General features: G+C 55.8%; 13 protein-coding genes and 3 tRNA genes. 10 read left to right on the forward strand and 6 right to left on the reverse strand.

What is annotated here, in order from left to right:
• Window positions 1–122: 122 nt before the first annotated feature.
• On the reverse strand, window positions 123–1,919 hold the full coding sequence (locus tag JT718_RS16840) for a glycosyltransferase (RefSeq protein WP_205503958.1): 1,797 nt from the start codon (window positions 1,917–1,919) through the stop codon (window positions 123–125).
• Window positions 1,920–2,792: 873 nt separating this feature from the next.
• Here JT718_RS16840 and JT718_RS16845 point away from each other — a divergent pair.
• Together JT718_RS16845 and JT718_RS16850 are read left to right on the forward strand one after the other, a co-directional pair.
• A complete protein-coding gene (locus tag JT718_RS16845; protein ID WP_205503959.1) occupies window positions 2,793–3,224 on the forward strand; it encodes an acyl-CoA thioesterase in 432 nt (143 codons plus the stop codon).
• Between the two features lie 105 nt (window positions 3,225–3,329).
• Window positions 3,330–4,919 (forward strand): M20/M25/M40 family metallo-hydrolase, encoded by a 1,590-nt coding sequence (locus JT718_RS16850; RefSeq protein ID WP_205503960.1) that lies wholly within the window; start codon window positions 3,330–3,332, stop codon window positions 4,917–4,919.
• A gap of 193 nt (window positions 4,920–5,112) precedes the next feature.
• Here JT718_RS16850 and JT718_RS16855 read toward each other — a convergent pair whose 3' ends face one another.
• From JT718_RS16855 to JT718_RS16875, 5 genes are all read right to left on the reverse strand, one after another.
• Window positions 5,113–6,771 (reverse strand): M1 family metallopeptidase, encoded by a 1,659-nt coding sequence (locus tag JT718_RS16855; protein WP_205503961.1) that lies wholly within the window; start codon window positions 6,769–6,771, stop codon window positions 5,113–5,115.
• 386 nt (window positions 6,772–7,157) lie between these two features.
• The gene (locus tag JT718_RS16860; RefSeq protein ID WP_205503962.1) at window positions 7,158–7,730 is read right to left on the reverse strand and encodes a heme NO-binding domain-containing protein; all 573 of its coding nucleotides are present in this window, start codon (window positions 7,728–7,730) and stop codon (window positions 7,158–7,160) included.
• Window positions 7,731–8,182: 452 nt separating this feature from the next.
• A tRNA-Arg gene (locus tag JT718_RS16865) sits at window positions 8,183–8,256 on the reverse strand.
• A gap of 65 nt (window positions 8,257–8,321) precedes the next feature.
• Window positions 8,322–8,395: transfer RNA gene (locus tag JT718_RS16870), tRNA-Pro, on the reverse strand.
• Between the two features lie 114 nt (window positions 8,396–8,509).
• Window positions 8,510–8,597 (reverse strand) — tRNA-Ser (locus JT718_RS16875).
• A gap of 282 nt (window positions 8,598–8,879) precedes the next feature.
• Here JT718_RS16875 and JT718_RS16880 point away from each other — a divergent pair.
• The 8 genes from JT718_RS16880 to bioA all read left to right on the forward strand — a co-directional run bounded on the left by JT718_RS16880 (window position 8,880) and on the right by bioA (window position 18,110).
• On the forward strand, window positions 8,880–9,848 hold the full coding sequence (locus JT718_RS16880) for a VWA domain-containing protein (RefSeq protein ID WP_205503963.1): 969 nt from the start codon (window positions 8,880–8,882) through the stop codon (window positions 9,846–9,848).
• Window positions 9,845–10,762: a tetratricopeptide repeat protein gene (locus JT718_RS16885; protein WP_205503964.1), complete on the forward strand. Its 918-nt coding sequence runs from the start codon at window positions 9,845–9,847 to the stop codon at window positions 10,760–10,762. The genes JT718_RS16880 and JT718_RS16885 overlap by 4 nt, the downstream gene beginning before the upstream one ends.
• 118 nt (window positions 10,763–10,880) lie before the next feature.
• Window positions 10,881–12,065: an acetyl-CoA C-acyltransferase gene (locus tag JT718_RS16890; RefSeq protein WP_205503965.1), complete on the forward strand. Its 1,185-nt coding sequence runs from the start codon at window positions 10,881–10,883 to the stop codon at window positions 12,063–12,065.
• 69 nt (window positions 12,066–12,134) lie between these two features.
• Window positions 12,135–13,463, forward strand: a complete 1,329-nt coding sequence (locus JT718_RS16895) for a toxin-antitoxin system YwqK family antitoxin (protein WP_205503966.1) — start codon at window positions 12,135–12,137, stop codon at window positions 13,461–13,463.
• 567 nt (window positions 13,464–14,030) lie between these two features.
• On the forward strand, window positions 14,031–15,068 hold the full coding sequence (gene bioB, locus JT718_RS16900; protein WP_205503967.1) for a biotin synthase BioB: 1,038 nt from the start codon (window positions 14,031–14,033) through the stop codon (window positions 15,066–15,068).
• A gap of 9 nt (window positions 15,069–15,077) precedes the next feature.
• Window positions 15,078–16,241 carry an aminotransferase class I/II-fold pyridoxal phosphate-dependent enzyme gene (locus tag JT718_RS16905; protein ID WP_205503968.1) on the forward strand — a complete coding sequence of 388 codons (1,164 nt, stop codon included), beginning with the start codon at window positions 15,078–15,080 and terminating at the stop codon, window positions 16,239–16,241.
• Window positions 16,190–16,843, forward strand: coding sequence for a dethiobiotin synthase (gene bioD / locus JT718_RS16910; protein WP_205503969.1), 654 nt, complete (start codon window positions 16,190–16,192; stop codon window positions 16,841–16,843). The genes JT718_RS16905 and bioD overlap by 52 nt, the downstream gene beginning before the upstream one ends.
• Window positions 16,833–18,110 (forward strand): adenosylmethionine--8-amino-7-oxononanoate transaminase, encoded by a 1,278-nt coding sequence (gene bioA, locus JT718_RS16915; protein ID WP_205503970.1) that lies wholly within the window; start codon window positions 16,833–16,835, stop codon window positions 18,108–18,110. The genes bioD and bioA overlap by 11 nt, the downstream gene beginning before the upstream one ends.
• The last annotated feature ends 12 nt before the right edge of the window (window positions 18,111–18,122 follow it).

Below are 18,122 nucleotides of genomic sequence, written 5' to 3' on the forward strand. Positions count from 1 at the left end.
TCCAAGCGAAAGGCCGAACTGTAAAAGTCGGGGCCTGTTTTGGGGGCGTTTTCTGTAAAACGCCCCTAAAACAGGCCCCGACTTTTTAGATTAAATCACGCGCTTTTGCCCAGGCAGCAAGCTTAGTCAGGGTTGGCGCTCAGGGCCAACTGGTAGGCGCGTTCATAGTGCACCAGCAGTTTTTTCCAGTCAAACATTTCAGACAAGCCCTCTACTTTGTTGCGCTGGGTAATGCGCTCGCGGCGGCTCATCTCCACGTAGTCCATCATGTGGCGGGCCAGTTGCTCAGCCGAGGAGTCAAAGCTGCGCTCGTGCCGGTCAATTACGTAGATACCCTTGTCGGTGTGCTTCTTGATGTTCTTCTTCACGTAGTCCCCGAAACCCGAAAGGTCACTGGTCACGGCCGGAATTCCGCTAGCCACGCACTCCAGCGGGGTGTAGCCCCACGGCTCATAGTAGCTGGGGAACACGCCCAAATGGCAGCCGCGCACAAACTGCCCGTACTCCATCCCGAACAGCGGGTTGGTAGGCGAGATAAAATCGGGGTGGTAGACTACTTTCACGCGGTCATCGGCGTTGTTCACCAGGTTGGAGCTGCGCAGGAAATGCAGAATCTCGTCAGACTGGTCGTTGACCAGGTTGTGGGTAACCACCGGCGGCAACTGGTGCGTCTTCCACGACTGGATGGTACGGCGGTAGCGCAGTTTCCAGTAGTCCTCTACAAAGTCGTTGAGCTGCGGCAACTTGTGCTCGCTGCTGGTGGCGGCCTCGTAGAACAGGCGCTCCCCTACCTGGTCTTTGATAGCCTCGCAGGTTTCCTGAATCTCCTCCATCAGGGCTTTGGAGTGCAGTACCCCGGGGTTGATGGAGTAGAACGGCTGCTTGGTCACGAAGAACATCACCACGGTCATGTCGCTCTTGGCCTGCTTCATGCGGTGGTTCAGGCGGGCCAGGGCCTCCAGGGTAAGGTCGAAGCCCTTGTTGCGGTACTCAAACCTACCCGAGGTGAAGAAGTACACGGTCTTCTCCAGGTCAAAGGGGAAACTCTGGAAGAAGTGCCCCATCACAAACCGGTGGATGCGTTTCTTGTAGGTAAGGTGCAGGTTCTGAAACTCGTGCATGGCGGTGAACCGCCGGATGTTCAAGCCGTTGGGCAGCACCGTATCCGGAATCCGGTCCAGCAGGTAGATGCACTCCCGCACGGTGACCTCGCTCACGGTGGTGAACACGTGGGCCCCGTGGGCCGCGGCCCGCTCAATGGACACCGCCGGCTCAATGTTGAAATGCTGCGCCTCGTGCTGCCAGTCTACCGAGGTAAGCTGGTCGTAGAAGTTGGGATCGTTCATGGCCAGGTAGCGGCCCAGCAGGGTGGCGTGCGTGGTGAACACGATCTTCACGGGCACCTGCTCGCGGCGCAAGTCCGGAATGGGCGACCCGACCATCCACTCGTGGAAGTGCGCCACCACCTGCGTCTTCTGCGACAGCAAGGTGACGTAGCGCTTTACCTGCTGCCCAAAGGCCAGCACCTGGTTCAGCAATTCCTCGTTGGAGGTAGGAATCTGGTGGTTCTCCCACAGAAAGTACTTGATCTCGCCCAGCAGGTTGTACGCGCTGTACGGGTTTATGAGCACGATGCGGGGCCTGCCCGTCACCAACCAGGTACCGTAATAACACTCTACCCCTTGCGCCCGCAGTTCCAGCACGGCCTGCCCGTAGGCGTCTGAGTAATCCTCGGAGGGCTCAAACTCGTTGGCCGCCTGCTGCGGGAAGTAAGGACCAATGAGGCAGTATTGGTCTCCCCAGTACTCAATCATGGCCGGCACTTTGGAGCGGATTACCGTGTAGATTCCACCTACTTGGTTACACGCTTCCCAGGCTATTTCCAGAAGATGCGGAGAAGCAGAAGTAGTTTGTTGCATGGGAGGTCATTTTTCAGCTATTTTACTCAAATTCGCCTAAAACGGATATAGAAAAAGCTATTTATTTAAACTTTTTCCTTTTCCATCTTCTCCCTCCTGTCACTCTCCTCTCTAATCAGCTATTACTCAAGCACAAACCAACTTTTATAACGTACGTTGCTCCTGCCTGAGCAGAAGTAAACCAGCAGCACTCCCTGTTTTCAGACTGAAATCAAGGTTTCACTCCTAAACCATTCATGCCAGTACACCGGGTAAGCGAAGCTATTCGCAGAGGAGACTTCTGCCAGCGCCTCGTAGATATACCCGTTGCTCCCTGAGCAGCTTCAAACTCTGGAGCCTCTGCTTCGGTATCTGTTCTTGAGGATGATGGTTATGGCGAAAAGCAATGGTAATCCTGTAAGGATGCCCCCTAATACCGGGTCCTGGCTTAAAAATCTGCCGGCAGCAAAACCCGCCAACAACAGGCCCAGCATAACCAAAATAACTTGCCCATCTCTCAGCCGTGTTCTCATAACGTGCACTTCAGCTAATTGACAAATAGTATTTTTCAGCCGTAATATAAGACGTTACCGGTAAGAATTCTAAAGAAAGTTTGGTTTTTTAATCAAATTCGCTCTTTCATCCTCTTAAACTTACAGATTTAGCATACCGGGTTAGGGCCACAAATTCAGTTCTTTAAGGTTAGACAAAATACCCGGGGTCTAAAGCGCAGAAACAAAAAGTAGGCAAACGGAAGTATAAGCATGTTTACTGCTGATTTCTTACCCACTTAACTGGGTTTTTGCCTTACCTTTTGCAAAAAGGCACAAATCAGCAGCCAGCTAAAAGAAAGTGCCTTTATACTAAGAGTAGTTAAACCAAACCTAGTTCTATATGAGCATTGTTTATGAAGGACACGTGATCTGGGCGCAAGTAGACGCCAACATGCACCTGCGCCACTCTGCCTATGCCGATTTTGCCGCCCAGGCCCGTATCTCCATGCTGGAGGGGCTGGGCCTTGATTTCAGGGTTTTCCAGAAGCTGCAGCTGGGCCCCATCCTGTTCCGGGAAGAGCTGCAGTACCTGCGCGAGGTAGGCCTCAATAACACCATCCAGATCCATTCCTGGCTCACCAAGGCTCGGCCCGATGGTTCGCGCTGGTCCATCCGCCACGAACTTCACCGGGGCGATGGCGTGAAGGCGGCCGTGATCCAGGTAGACGGCGCCTGGATAGACCTGGCCCGGCGCAAACTAGGTGCCCTGCCCCCGGAGCTGGCCCAAAAGTTCATGGAGCTGCCCCGCACCGAGGACTTCGTACTGGAGTAGCCCTTGCCGTTTCGGAGCCCTTTTTACCAAAACAAGCCCAAAGAAAGCCGGCTCTTTACAGCGCGGGCTTTTTTTTAATGTGGCTGGCGTTTATAATTTAGGGGCATGAAAAACCTAGTACGTACTTCCCTCACCCGGTACAAACCCAGTACCCCCAAGCTCTTTTTCTTCAGTTTGCTGGTGGCCACGCAGGTGGGCTTCGCCCAGTCCAAAGACCCCGTGGTGCAAGGCATCGTCAAAGAAGCCAACGAGAACTCCCAGCTGGAGCCCCTGGCGCACGAACTCATGGATGTGATTGGTCCGCGGTTGGTGGGCTCGCCCCAGATGCAGCAAGCCCATGACTGGGCCGTGGCCAAGTACAAAGGCTGGGGCATCAGCGCCCGCAACGAGAAGTGGGGCGAGTGGCGCGGCTGGCAGCGCGGCGTCACCCACATTGACATGGTACACCCCTGGGTGAAAACCCTGGAGGGCATGCAACTGGCCTGGAGCCCCAGCACCAAGGCCAAAGGCGTGACCGCCGAAACCATCCTCCTGCCCGATGTGACCGATTCCCTTGCTTTCCAGAAGTGGCTGCCCGCCGTGAAAGGCAAGTTTGTGCTCATCTCCATGCCTCAGCCCACCGGCCGGCCCGACTACAACTGGCAGGAATTTGCCACCAAGAAATCGTTTGAGAAGATGAAGCAGGAGCGCACCGCCCTCACCGAGGCCTGGCGCGAGCGCCTGCGCAAAACCGGGCACACCGCGCGCACCCTGCCCGTGGCCCTGGAGAAAGCCGGCGCGGCCGGGGTGGTCATGTCTAACTGGTCTTCGGGCTTTGGCGTGAACAAGATCTTCAGCGCCTATACCAAAAAAATCCCTACCGTAGATGTGTCGCTGGAAGATTACGGCCTGCTGTACCGCCTGAGCGAGTCTGGCCAGAAGCCGAAGATCACCGTGCGGGCCGAATCGCAGGAAAAAGGCAAGGTACCCACCTTTAACACCATCGCGGAGATCAAAGGCACCCAGAAACCCGACGAATACGTGATCCTGTCGGCTCACTTTGACTCCTGGAACGGGGGCACCGGCGCCACCGACAACGGAACCGGCACCCTGGTGATGATGGAGGCCATGCGCATTCTTAAAAAGCTCTACCCCAACCCTAAGCGTACCATCCTGGTGGGCCACTGGGGCAGCGAGGAACAAGGCCTGAACGGCTCCCGCGCCTTTGTGGAGGATCACCCCGAGATTGTGAAGAACCTGCAGGCCCTGTTCAACCAGGACAACGGCACCGGCCGGGTGGTGAACATCTCTGGCCAGGGCTTCCTGCATTCCTATGACTACATCAACCGCTGGTTGTCGCAGGTGCCGCAGGAGATACGGCAGCACATTGAGACCAACTTCCCGGGCACTCCGGGCGCGGGCGGCTCTGACTTCGCTTCCTTCGTGGCGGCGGGCGCACCGGCCTTCTCGCTGAGCTCGCTGAGCTGGTCGTACGGCACCTACACCTGGCACACCAACCGTGACACCTATGACAAGATTGTGTTTGACGATGTGCGCAACAACGCCATCCTGACGGCGATCCTGGCGTACATGGCCAGCGAAGACCCGGCCAAAACCTCACGCGAGCGCATTGTGCTGCCCGTGAACCCCAGAACGGGTGAGCCTACCACCTGGCCGGCCCTTAGAAGCCCAACCCGCCAGGGCGGCCTGGACTAAGGTTCGCGCCCTCTAGGTTGATCGCCTCTTCCGCTACCCATTTTGGGCCTGTTTCGTGAAAAAAGGCCCAAAACAGACCAGGTGGTTGGGAAATCACCCAACAAAAAACTGCCTGCCTCCAGACGGTAATGTCTCTGAGGCAGGCAGTCCTGTTTTAGGGGCAAAGCCCAGTTTGATTGCAGTATCTAACTCCTTACTGCACGCGCCGGGCGGTCACGTAAAAATTTGGGTCAACCTTCACGTCTGAGGCTCCTGCGGGAAGGGCCGCTTTCTTCCAGGTGGTGGCCACGGGCTTCAGCCATTGTTCTTTGCCGCCTATGGTCACCTTCACCGACAGGTCGAAGCCGGGCACGCAGTTCCGCCAGCGGTATAGCACCTGCCTGCCCTCCAGTTTGTACTCCAGTTCCGGGATCTGCACGGTGCGGAGGTACTGGTCAAAAAACGGCGTCAGTTTCAGGCCGGTTTGGGCGCTGATGTACTTTTCCACCTGCTGGGTAGTCACGGTCTGGTGGTAGAATTCCTGGTTTAGGCCCCGGAGCAGTTTTCGCCACCTGGCGTCATCGTTTACCACCTGCCGGAGGGTGTGCAGCATGTTAGCGCCTTTGTAGTACATGTCACCGGAGCCGCTGGCATTCACGTGGTACGGACCAATGATGGGGCGGTCGTTCCGGATGTTTTGCCGGGTGCCCCGCACGTACTCGGCGCCAGCCTGCTTGCCGAAGTAGTACTCCACGAACAAGTTCTCTGAGTAAGCGGTAAAGCTCTCGTGGATCCACATGTCGGCAATGTCTTTGTAGGTGATGTTGTTGGCGAACCACTCATGCCCGCTCTCGTGCACAATGATAAAGTCGAACTTGAGGCCCCAGCCGGTGCCGCTCAGGTCGCGGCCCAGGTAGCCGTTCTGGTACCGGTTGCCGTACGTGACCGAACTCTGGTGCTCCATGCCCAGGTACGGCACCTCCACCAGTTTAAAGCCGTCTTCATAGAACGGATACGGCCCGAACCAGTGCTCAAAGGCCTTTAGCATGCGGGGCACCTCCTTGAACTGCTGCCGGGCTTTCTCCAGGTTATCGCGCAGGACGTAGTAAGAGCAGTCCAGGGAGCCCTTCTCGCCCGCATACGTTTCTGAGAAGTGCACGTAGTCACCAATGTTCACGTTGACTCCGTAGTTGTTGATGGGGTTGGTGACGGCCCAGTGGAAGGTTTTGGTACCGTCTGCGTGCGGCTCTACCTGCCGCAGGCGCCCGTTGGACACGTTGGTCAGATTTCCGGGCACCCGCACCCTGATCATCATGCTGTCGGGCTCGTCGTACATGTGGTCTTTGCAGGGCCACCACAGGCTGGCCCCGTCGCCCTGGCAGGAAGTGGCAATGAAGGGATTGCCCCTGGCGTCTTTCTGCCAGGTGACGCCCCCGCTCCAGGGCGGGTTTGTGCTCACCTTCGGCTTGCCGCCGTAGTGCACCTCCACGGTTTGCAGCGAGCCCGGCGTTTGCCGCTCCACCAACTCCACCAGCCAGGCGTTGCCGTCTTGCCGTACCTTTAGCTTCTGGCCGTTCTGCACCACCTGCTCCACCCGCATAGGTGCCTGCAGATCAAGCTGCATGACCTGTTTGGGCTCCAATACTTTGTACCGGATCAGGTTTACCCCGCGCATGGTGCTGTCCTGAGGGATTACCTGCAGGCGCAGGTCATAGTGCACCAGGTCCCACCAGGCGCGTTCGGGCGTGATGGAGCCCCGCAGCGTATCTTGCCGGGTAAAGGTTTGGGACGGCTGGGCCTGCGCAGCGACAGCCCCCAGGAGCAGGAAAAGCAAGCCTGACCAGCCCTTTTTCCAAAAATTGCGGTAATTCATAAAATGGTTCAAAGGTGAACAGGCTAAAGATAAAGCCCAGCGGCACAACTTTGATACCTCTGCCCTCTCCTAAGAGAAAATAAGTCCTGGTGTACTGGGAAGAGGACAGCACCATCAGAAAGAGCAGGGGGAGGCCTGTTAGGTAAATCACCCCCAATGACCCAAGCGCCTTCTTCCGTGAAAAGCCAGCCAGCTTGGTATTTAGAAAATCATTTAGGCTTATTTCCTGAAAAACAGGCCAAAAACGCCCATCTCAGGCGAAAGAGGAAGCTTAAAAGTTCAAATTCAGGAAGGTCAGCAAGAAAGGTGCCCAGCGGTGAGGTAGGAAAACCTGAGTGTGCAATGCTTCCTCCGTCCGCTGAATAGGTCTGTAGGCAGGCAGTGGCTTACCAATTGAAATCTACCAGAATCTGCACCTGCTCGGCTTCTGGTTTAGAAAGGCGGGTTACGGTGACTTTATCTTCTTCGTGGTAGTACCTGGCAATTCCCCTGATGATGCCCACCGCCACGCCTGAGAGGCGGCGCTTGGAGTAATAGTCAATGACAAGCCGGTTTTTGTCCTGTTTGGTAACAGTTAACCGGGGGGGAGCCGTACGGCCGTCTTCCATGCGCACGGCCTTGTGCATCTTTTCCTCAGTGTAGAGTAGCATCTCATAGGTGCGCCACTCCGGCAGAAAGTACTTTTTGTACATCTGCAGCAGATCTGGCACCATAAACTCCCCGTATTGTTCCATTAAGTCATACACAGAATCGCCGGAGAACTCAGAAATCTGGTGCGCCAGGGCAAAAAGATCGTCGGTGGGGTACATCTCGTGCAATTGGTAGCCCGTGTTCTCCACCCCAGCCCCGGCCAGCACTTTTTCCCAAATGCCCGTCCCGTACGTGTGCTCCACAAAACGGTGCAACAGCACAAAAATGGAACCATGCATAAAGTCCTGAGCACTGCTCTGCTTTTCCATATACTTCTGTGATTCAATAGCTAATTTGTACAGTATATCTTTCTAGGACAGAGGCGCACCGGTGGTGCCCTACTCTGCTTTCTTTGCCCGTTGGGTGGCAACGTTGGCACACCTGCGGCAAAGGACCAGTATTTACGGGGGAAATAAACACGTGGATTTGGCTTAGCGCCTGTGGGCAAGCCAAGGGTACTTGTATTGAATTTGTAATAAATCTAATGTACGGGTTTTCGCTCTATTTTAGAAAGAAACCGGTGAAACCAGCCCTGGCACTACCGGGCTGCGGGTTGGAATACGCTGGGGGAAAGGTACTCCTGGTAAGTTCCGCCGCCTCTGAAAACCAAAGCCTGGCTCTTAATCTGTTGCACCATCCGTTCAGGATTTTGCCATGTTTCAGGAAAAACAGCCCGAAAACAAAAAAAGGAGCCACAGATTACTCTGTAACTCCTTTTTAGTGATCCCGTTTGGATTCGAACCAAAGACCTACTGCTTAGAAGGCAGTTGCTCTATCCAGCTGAGCTACGAGACCATCGAAACAAAAATGAGTAATGGAGAATGTCTTTGTAGTCATCCAACATTACTCATCTTTTTTCGTCGGGGTGGCAGGATTCGAACCTACGACCTCCACATCCCAAATGTGGCGCGATACCGGGCTACGCTACACCCCGAGTCCTGCAATTACCGGTAACCAACTTAACCAAACCTAACCTTTCCGGTGAATTGCGGTGCAAAGATAAAAGAAGAAATTTTACTGTCAAAATTTATTTTTCAGAAAAATTTCGCGGAGAGAGGGGGATTCGAACCCCCGGTACCCTTTAGAGGTACGGCAGTTTAGCAAACTGCTGGTTTCAGCCACTCACCCATCTCTCCGGGCAGCTCTTTCGGTTAAAGAGTGTGCAAATATAGCCTAACAAAAATGACAATACCAAAGGCACCTGTAAAAAAATCTCTGCCTGCGGACGCAAAAACCAGCATCCTCTTCTTTCCCAACTGCTTAGAAGCTCATATTTTTTTCAAATTTTTTGGGGCCCTCGTCGTTTCATGGGTGTTCCCCCAAGCATGCGGGGCAAGCGGCGGCGGCCCGCCCCAAAACGGCGTTTGCCGCTTTCTTTGTACCTTGCCTGAAATTTTTCAGCCAATCTTTCTCTGCCTATGACCTGGTACTTGCCTTTCACTTCCATGGAGTTCTTTTTCCTGCTCCTGTTTGTGGTGTTCTACGGCGGCTACCTGTACCGAATAAAACGGCTGGCCTTCCAGTTTGGGCAGTCGGCCAATACGCTCTGGGTCAAGGCCATCATTCGGACCGTGTACCTGGGTTTGCTGGTGATAGCCCTGCTGGGGCCCTCGTTCGGGGCCATGACCAAAGAAATCAGAACCAACGGCAAAGATGTGTTCCTGGCCGTGGACCTGTCTTCGTCCATGAAAGCCGTAGACGTGCCCCCCTCGCGGCTGGAGAAAGTCAAACTGGAACTGCAGGATTTCATCAGAAACACCAACGCCGACCGGGTGGGCTTGATCGGGTTTTCCTCAGAGGCGTTTGTGCTGAGTCCGCTCACGTATGACCAGAGCGCCCTGGAGCTGTTTGTGCAGTCGCTGAGTACCCGGCTGGCCCCGCCCGAGGCCGCCCAACTAAAGCCGGTCCTGGAACTGGCCCACCAGAAGTTCACCGACTCCAGAACGGGCCGCGAGGAGGAACGCTCCAAGATCCTGGTGATTTTCTCAGACGGCGAGACCTTCGGGGAGAACCTGCAGACGTCCATAGCCCAGTTGCAGAACCAGGGTGTGCGGGTATTCTGCGTGGGCGTGGGCACTTACCCGGGCGGCAAGATTCCGGAAGGGCGCAGCTATAAGAAAGACCCGGCCGGGCAGACCGTTCTCACCAAACTGGAACCGGCGGCCCTGAAGACCATTGCCCAGCGCACCGAGGGCGACTACTACGAAATTAACCAGAACACCAGCGAGATGCCCCGGCTGCTGAGCGCAGTGAACGCCGTGAAAAGCGAATTGCGCCAGACCAAAGTGGTGGAAGTAGCCGCCAACAAGTATCTTTACCCCCTGTTAGCCGCACTCCTGCTTATTGCCCTGGACGTGCTGTGGACCTTACAAGTGCTTAGGATATGAAGCTTTGGTGGTGGGTACTTTTATTGGCGATTGTCCCCTCAGAGGGGTTCCAGCGCATTGCGCTGCGAAACCAGTACGCCCAGCAGGCAGAGGCAGCCTACCAGCAGCAGCATTACCAGCAGGCCGCCTTCCTCTATGAGCGGGTGCGCCAGACCGAAGGGGGCACGCCCCCACCCTCGGTTTACCTGAACCTGGCCCACTCCTACTTTCACCTGCGGGAGTACAGCCGGGCCTCTCCCCTGTACCGGGGCTTGCTCAACACCAAGGACTTTCGGGTGCTTTCGGTGGTGGCTACCCAGCTCTCGGTGATTGAGGCCGAGGAAGGCAACTTTACCAAAGCCATTGCCCTGAGCAGACAGGCCATTACCGCCGATGAAACAAACGAGGCGGCCCGCTTCAACTACGAGCTGTTGCAGAAATACCTGCTGCTGCACCCCGAGAAACGGCAGGGTCCGCCCCCGCCCCAAAAGCGGCAACCGGCCCAGCACGGCGCGAGCGGCGGTACCCGGCAACCCAATCCGGCCGGGGCCTCGGCCCAGGGAAACCCCAACGCGGTGGCCGGCACGGGCCTGGGCAATCAGGCCCCCGGGGGCGGGGCGGCCAACCCGCAGGCCGGGCCAACCGGAACCGACCAGCGACAGCCATTCGGCAACACCAGCGGTCCACAACAGGGGCTAAGCAACCAAGGCGGACAGACGAGCAACGCCACCGGCGGCAACCAGCGGAGCAACCAGGCGGGCCAGGAAAACGACCCCTTGCTGCAAACCCGCTTTGAGCGCCTGCGGAAACTGCAGCTGAGCCCCGAGAAAGCCCGCCAGCTCCTGGATGCCATGCGCCAGGAAGAAGCCCAGTACCTGCAGCAACTGCCCCGTACCCGGGCTAAAAAGCAAGACCGCAACCTGCCCGATTGGTAAAGGGGCGCGGAATTTTACTTTTTTGCTGCGGGCGCCCAACCTCAGAACCTAACAAGCGTTTGGCATTTATCAGAATTACCAATAACTTGAAGCCATCAACCTAGTTACACCTACTGATATGCAGATCAAAGAAGTATACGTTATCTCCGCGGTACGCACGCCCATTGGAAGCTTCGGCGGAGCCTTGTCCAGCTTAACTGCCCCCCAGTTGGGCGCCATTGCCATCAAAGGCGCGGTGGAGAAAGCCGGAATCGATAAAAGCCTGGTACAGGAAGTGATCATGGGCAACGTGCTGTCGGCTAACGTGGGGCAGGCACCCGCCCGGCAGGCCGCCATCGGCGCGGGCCTGGGCTATGAGGTGGAATGTACCACCATCAATAAAGTATGCGCCTCGGGCTCAAAAGCCATCATGTTCGCTTCACAAGCCATCATGTTGGGCCACAAAGACATCATTGTAGCGGGCGGCATGGAAAGCATGTCCAACGTGCCGTATTACTTGGACAAAGCAAGATTCGGTGCGAAGATGGGCCACGGCCAGATGATAGATGGGCTCATCAAAGACGGCCTGTGGGATGTCTATAATGACTACCACATGGGCAGCGCCGCCGAGAACACCGCCCGTGAACTGGGCATCACCCGCGAGATGCAGGATGAATACGCCATCAACTCGTACCGCAAAGCCGCCGAGGCAGCCAAAGCTGGTTTCCTGAAAGACGAGATCATTCCGGTGGAGATTCCGCAACGCGGCAAAGACCCTATTCTGGTAACTGAGGACGAGGAATACAGCAAAGTGGTGTTTGAGAAAATTCCGGGTCTGCGCCCGGTGTTTGACAAAGAAGGAACGGTGACGGCCGCCAACGCCTCTACCCTCAACGACGGGGCTGCGGCCCTGCTGCTCATGAGCAGAGAGAAAGCCGAGGAACTGGGCGTTACCCCGATTGCCAAAATCCGCGGCTTCGCCGATGCCGAGCAGGAGCCGAAATGGTTTACCACCACGCCTGCCCTGGCTATTCCGAAAGCCTTGAAAGTAGCCGGGGTAGATCCTTCAGAAGTAGATTTCTATGAAATCAACGAAGCTTTCTCGGTGGTTTCTCTGGCCAACAACAAGAAACTGGGCCTGGAAGGCGGCAACGTGAACGTGTACGGCGGCGCGGTATCGTTGGGACATCCGCTGGGGGCTTCCGGTGCCAGAATCGTGACTACGCTCATCAACGTGCTGCAAAAGAAGAACGCCAAAATTGGCGTAACCGGCATCTGCAACGGCGGTGGCGGGGCCTCGGCCATTGTGCTGGAGCGCGTGTAAGTCATTGAACTATACTAAGTGTAAAAAGCCTTACGTTACATGTAAGGCTTTTTTTATTGTTTTGTATCCATGAAAAGGATTCTGTCTTCTATTGCGGTTTTGTTTGGCGTTCTGCTTTTCCAGCAGGAAACCCAGGCTCAGACGCGCGTGGTCACCTACTATGATTCGCTGCAATCGGCTATAAAGGAAGTCTACTTCATCAAGGCCAATCCAGACACGGTGATCCACGGGTACTACCGCAAGTACTACCCTACCGGCGAGCTGCAGGCCCTGGTGAAAGTGGTGGAAGGCAAACGCGACAGCCTCTACACCGAATTCTTTCCCGATGGGAAACCCAAGCTGACGGTTCCCTACAAAGACGGAAAAAAGAACGGGCCTTTTACGGCCGTGTACCCCAACGGCAAGAAAATGCAGGAAGGCCAGTACGCCAATGATCTGCAGACGGGTTCCTTCAAAACGTACTATGAGAACGGCCAACTGAAACAGGAAACCAGCTTTGCAGACGGCTTCCCCGAGGGTTTGGTGAAAGAATACTTCCCCGATGGCAAATTGAAGTCTGAGATCACCTACGCCAAAAAAGCGCAGAGCGGCCTTACCCGCACCTTCCATCCCAACGGCGAGAAAGCATCGGAAGCCACGTACCGCAACGGCATGATTGAGGGCGATTTCCGGACTTACTACGACAACGGACAGCTGGAAACCGAGACCATCAGCCAGGGACCTAACAAACTAGCCAAGTTCAAAACCTACTATCGCTCGGGCAAACTGATGACCGAGGGCAGCGTGCTGGCCGGCAAACCCGAAGGACCCTCGGTGGCATATTACGAGAACGGCCAGCGCAAAGCCACCCTCACCTACAGCAAAGGCTTACGCGTGGGCGTGGCCCAGACCTTTGACGAGAACGGCAAACTGCAGCAGGAAATCCGTTACAGCAATTCTGAGAAAGACCGCAAGATCACCAGCTACTACCCTTCCGGTGCTATTGCGGCCCAGCAGGAATTCAAAGAGAACAAGCCCGTGGGCACCTGGCAGGAATTCTACGAGAACAAACAGCTGAAAACCACTGAGCCCTACAAGAACGGGAAAATCAACGGCGAGCGCCTCACCTACCATGACAACGGCCAATTGTCTTCCAAAGCCAACTACGTGAACGGCAAGATCATCAGCACGTTGGTCACCTACTTCCCCTCGGGCAAAGTGAAATCAGAGACCTTCTACAAAGACGGTCTGCGGTACGGCACTTTCAAACAGCTCTACGAGAACGGCAAAACCGAAATGGCCGGCACCTTCCGCAACAACCGCGAAACCGGCACCTGGACCTACTTTGACGAGAACGGCAAACCTCTCAAGAAAGTGGAGTACCGCAACGGTCAGGTAGTGGTGGCAGATAAGAAGTAGTCTGGCAGTTGGTTGTAGCTTTTGGCCCGCTTTCAGGAAATAAGCCCCAAAACAGATGTAGCGGCGTTACAATGTAACGCCGTGGCTCCACGCAGCAGAACAGATGGCCATAAGTAGAACCATCTTTACCACAGGAACCATAAAAATCTTCTTCAAAAAGAACCGCTTCCCCCAGACAAAACGGTTGCGTTGCATAGCAGCACGGCGTTACGGTGTAACGCCGCTACCTCTGTTTTAGGTCTGATTTTCAGATAACCCTTATCAGGTTTTCGGCGAGCCTGGAGACTCTTACTATGGCGCGGAAGTTACTTCCGTGCCTTATGAACAAGTGGTTTTCGGTGAGTCTGGAGACTCGCCCCACCTTGCAGCACGAGTCTGGAGACTCGCGCTAGTATTTTGGCTGGTATCCTTCCCTCCTAACAACTAACAACTAACCTCCGTTTTCATGCTGATTTTCAGAAAACAAGCCTAAAACAGCCGCAATTTCCCGCATCATCGGCAGCGAAAAAATTTCTCCTATTGCTTTTTCCGCCGTACTTTAGCCGTCTAAACTATACTTAACAGACTATGACGGACGCCTTGAACACCTCCCCAATCCGCACCGATTGGTCCATGGATGAAATTCGCGCCATCTACTATAAACCTGTGCTGGAACTCATAGTAGAGGCATCGCAGGTACACAAACAATACCAGGCCACCGGCGAAGTGCAGGTTTGCACCTTGCTGAGCGTGAAAACCGGGGGTTGCCCTGAGGACTGCGCGTACTGTCCACAGGCAGCCCGCTACCACACCGATGTAAAAGCCCACAAACTGCTGAGCAACGAGGTGGTGTTGAATGCCGCCCGCCAAGCCAAGGAAAACGGCTCTACCCGTTTCTGCATGGGCGCCGCCTGGCGCGAAGTGCGCGACAACCGCGACTTTGACCGCGTGCTGGAAATGGTGGAAGGCGTGAACGAGATGGGCCTGGAGGTGTGCTGCACCCTGGGCATGGTGAACGAGTACCAGGCCGAGCGCCTGAAAGAAGCCGGTCTCTACGCCTACAACCATAACCTGGACACCTCTGAGGAGAACTACAGCAACATCATCACCACCCGTACCTACGGCGATCGCCTGAATACCATTGAGAACGTGCGCAAAGCGGGTATCTCCGTATGCAGCGGCGGAATCATTGGCCTGGGCGAAACTGACGCTGACCGTATCGCCATGTTGCACGTGCTCAGCAATTTGCCACAGCATCCAGAAAGTGTGCCGGTGAACGCACTGGTTCCCGTGGAAGGTACGCCATTGGCCGAGCAGCCGCGCGTGAGCGTGTGGGAAATGGTGCGTATGATTGCCACCGCCCGCATCCTGATGCCGAAAACCATGGTGCGTTTATCAGCGGGTAGACAGGAAATGCCGGTGAGCGAACAGGCCCTGTGCTTTTTGGCCGGTGCCAACTCTATCTTCTCGGGTGACAAGCTCCTGACCACGCCAAACCCGGGCTTCGCCGATGACAAAGTCATGTTTGAGCTGCTGGGCTTAACCCCACGTAAATCGTTCAAAGCCGAAACAGCCTGCGGCGGAACCGTAGATGCTCCGGCCGAGGCCGTTGTAGCGGCCGAATAACCTATTGCCATGAAGGTGCCGGAACGTCTGCTGCGCCAGCTGGAATCCAGAGTTCAGAAAGGAACCCTCCGGAGTCTCCTCACCCCGCCCGCGGGGTTGGTAGACTTCAGTTCCAATGATTACCTGGGGTTGGCGGCATCAGAGGTTCTGGCCCAAAACATAGCCGAAGAACTAGGAAATCAACCGGCCCACGGGGCCACCGGCTCCCGGCTGCTGAGCGGCAACACCGCTTACGCCCAAGCCCTGGAAGAAGAACTCGCGCGTTTCCACCATGCTGAGGCTGCTTTGCTGTTCAACTCCGGGTACGCGGCCAACTGCGGATTTTTCTCCGCCGTTCCGCAGCGCGGAGATACTATCTTCTATGACGAGGCCAGTCACGCCTCCATGAAAGAAGGCATCCGGCTGAGTTTCGCGCAGAGTTTCCCGTTCCGCCATAACGATGTGGAGGACCTCCGTACCAAACTGAAGCGGGCGCAGGGCGATGTCTACGTTGCTGTGGAATCGCTCTACTCCATGGACGGCGACTTCGCTCCGCTACCGGAACTGGTGAAGTTGTGCCAGGAACAAGGCTTGTACCTGGTGGTGGACGAGGCGCATTCCAACGGGTTGTACGGCGAGAAAGGCGAAGGTCTTGTTTCTGCCCTACATCTGGAAAACCAGGTGTTTGCCCGGGTGATGACGTTCGGGAAAGCCATGGGGTGCCACGGCGCGGCCGTTGTTGGACCTAAGGAGTTGCAGCAGTTTCTGCTCAATTTCAGTCGGCCGTTTATCTACACCACGGCCCTACCATTGGCTTCCCTGGTGGCAATCAAACAAGCGTATCACCTGCTGCCCGGGCTCAGCAAGGAACGGGAACACCTACAGGAACTGGCCTCCTTTTACCAGTCGCTGATCCGATCCCAAGGCCTTTCTGAGCCGTTTTCAAGAAATCAGCCCCAAAACGGAAGCCCCATTCAGGCCTGGCAGATGGCAGATCCTACCATACTTCGGCATTTAGCCCAAACCATTCAGGCGGCGGGTTTTGATGTACGACCGGTGTTCAGCCCCACGGTCCCGGCCGGCAAAGAGCGGCTGCGGCTGGTGCTGCACTCCTTCAATACCCCCGCACAAGTAGAAGAATTATGCAAGCTGCTTTTCCAGCATACCCCAAAAGATATTTCGTTTCTGGCATAGGCACCGACGTAGGAAAGACGGTAGCCGCCGCCATCCTCACGGAGGCCCTGCAAGCCGATTACTGGAAACCCGTGCAGGCCGGTAATCTGGAGGATTCTGACACGCACACCGTCCGGAGTCTGGTTTCCAATCCCCGTACTGTTTTCCATCCGGAGGCCTACCGTTTGCAGATGCCGGCTTCTCCCCACACCGCTGCCGCCGCCGAGAACGTGCGTCTGTCACTGGATCAGATCACTTTACCCCAAACCCAAAACCACCTGATTGTGGAGGGTGCGGGCGGACTGATGGTGCCTTTGAACGAGCGTGAACTGGTACTTGATTTAATTCAGAAACTACAACTGGAGGTAGTGTTGGTGTCCAGGAACTACCTGGGCAGCATCAACCATACACTCACTTCTTTGGAAGTATTGAAGTACCGGAACATACCCGTAGCCGGGATCATCTTCAACGGCGAACCCAATGCTTCTACCGAGGAGTTTATTCTGAATTACTCCCAATTACCGGCTTTGCCCAGAATTGTGCAGGAAGAAACCCTCAACCAGGCCACCATCCGGCGATACGCCCAAACGTTTCAAGAACACTTTACCCAACATGCAAAATAGCCTCTCTGCCCGCGACCAACAGGTGAACTGGCACCCGTACACCCAGATGCAGACCGCTCCGCCCCCCATTGGGGTAGTGCGAGGCGAAGGTGCCCTGTTGTTTACCGAGGACGGAAAAGAATACATTGACGCCGTTTCTTCCTGGTGGGTGAACATTCACGGGCATGCGCATCCGCACATCGCGGAGCGGGTGAGCCAGCAGTTGCGCACCCTGGAGCACGTTATCTTCGCGGGCTTTACCCATGCCCCGGCAGTGGAACTCTCTGAGCGGCTCCTGAAGCTTTTGCCCGTCAACCAGTCCAAAGTATTCTATACCGATAACGGTTCTACTGCGGTGGAAGTGGCCTTGAAAATGGCCTTGCAATTCTGGCACAATCAAGGCATCAGCAGGACCAAGATCATCGCGTTTGAGGGCAGCTACCACGGAGATACCTTCGGGGCGATGTCGGTGAGCGAGCGTTCGGTGTTCACGCGGCCGTTTCAGCAGTATTTGTTTGACGTGGAATTCCTGCCGGTTCCGGTGCCGGGTAAGGAAGAGGAGACCATTGCCCACCTGGAAAACATTCTTGTGCGGGAAGAAATCGCCGCCTTTATCTATGAGCCGCTGGTCTTGGGCACCGCCGGGATGGTCATGTACTCGCCTGTCGTCTTAGACCGTTTGATGCAACTCTGCCGGGAAAAAGGCGTGCTCCTCATTGCCGATGAAGTCATGACGGGTTTTGGGAGAACCGGCAAACGCTTCGCCAATGATTACCTGACCCAGCAGCCGGACATTATGTGCTTTTCCAAGGGCCTCACTGGTGGCACCATGGCGCTGGGCGTGACCACCTGCAGCCAGGAAATCTACGCCTCCTTCCTGAGCGACGACAAAACCAAGGCCCTCTTCCACGGGCATTCCTACACCGCTAACCCTGTGGCCTGCGCCGCCGGCCTGGCCAGCCTGGACCTGGTGGAAGCCCCCTCTTTCCTGGAAGATCTGGAAAGGATCAGCGCCGCGCACTCGGCGTTCGCCCAGACGCTGGCCGGTAAGCCCGGCATCAAGGAATGTCGCCAAACCGGTACTATTCTGGCCGTGGAGTTTGAAGTAGGGCAAACCTCCTATTTCCATTCTCTGCGTGATCAGTTGTATAATCTAGCGCTGGAAAACGGAGTGCTGCTGCGTCCGCTGGGGAACATTGTGTACGTACTGCCGCCCTACTGCATCACCAACCAGCAGTTGCAGCAGGTGTACCAGGTTTTGGAACAGATGCGGCAACTGGTGGCCTAAGCCGTTTGCAGC

Origin of the sequence: Rufibacter psychrotolerans (assembly GCF_016924645.1) — a bacterium.
Classification (GTDB): Bacteria; Bacteroidota; Bacteroidia; order Cytophagales; family Hymenobacteraceae; genus Nibribacter; species Nibribacter psychrotolerans.

Excerpts from the sequence above, each read along its gene's own strand:
- bioA (WP_205503970.1), top strand. The coding sequence starts at position 16,833 with ATGCAAAATAGCCTCTCTGCCCGCGACCAACAGGTGAACTGGCACCCG.
- JT718_RS16855 (WP_205503961.1), bottom strand. The coding sequence starts at position 6,771 with ATGAATTACCGCAATTTTTGGAAAAAGGGCTGGTCAGGCTTGCTTTTC.
- JT718_RS16860 (WP_205503962.1), bottom strand. The coding sequence starts at position 7,730 with ATGGAAAAGCAGAGCAGTGCTCAGGACTTTATGCATGGTTCCATTTTT.
- JT718_RS16905 (WP_205503968.1), top strand. The coding sequence starts at position 15,078 with ATGAAGGTGCCGGAACGTCTGCTGCGCCAGCTGGAATCCAGAGTTCAG.
- JT718_RS16850 (WP_205503960.1), top strand. The coding sequence starts at position 3,330 with ATGAAAAACCTAGTACGTACTTCCCTCACCCGGTACAAACCCAGTACC.
- JT718_RS16890 (WP_205503965.1), top strand. The coding sequence starts at position 10,881 with ATGCAGATCAAAGAAGTATACGTTATCTCCGCGGTACGCACGCCCATT.
- JT718_RS16880 (WP_205503963.1), top strand. The coding sequence starts at position 8,880 with ATGACCTGGTACTTGCCTTTCACTTCCATGGAGTTCTTTTTCCTGCTC.
- JT718_RS16845 (WP_205503959.1), top strand. The coding sequence starts at position 2,793 with ATGAGCATTGTTTATGAAGGACACGTGATCTGGGCGCAAGTAGACGCC.
- bioB (WP_205503967.1), top strand. The coding sequence starts at position 14,031 with ATGACGGACGCCTTGAACACCTCCCCAATCCGCACCGATTGGTCCATG.
- JT718_RS16895 (WP_205503966.1), top strand. The coding sequence starts at position 12,135 with ATGAAAAGGATTCTGTCTTCTATTGCGGTTTTGTTTGGCGTTCTGCTT.
- JT718_RS16840 (WP_205503958.1), bottom strand. The coding sequence starts at position 1,919 with ATGCAACAAACTACTTCTGCTTCTCCGCATCTTCTGGAAATAGCCTGG.
- bioD (WP_205503969.1), top strand. The coding sequence starts at position 16,190 with ATGCAAGCTGCTTTTCCAGCATACCCCAAAAGATATTTCGTTTCTGGC.
- JT718_RS16885 (WP_205503964.1), top strand. The coding sequence starts at position 9,845 with ATGAAGCTTTGGTGGTGGGTACTTTTATTGGCGATTGTCCCCTCAGAG.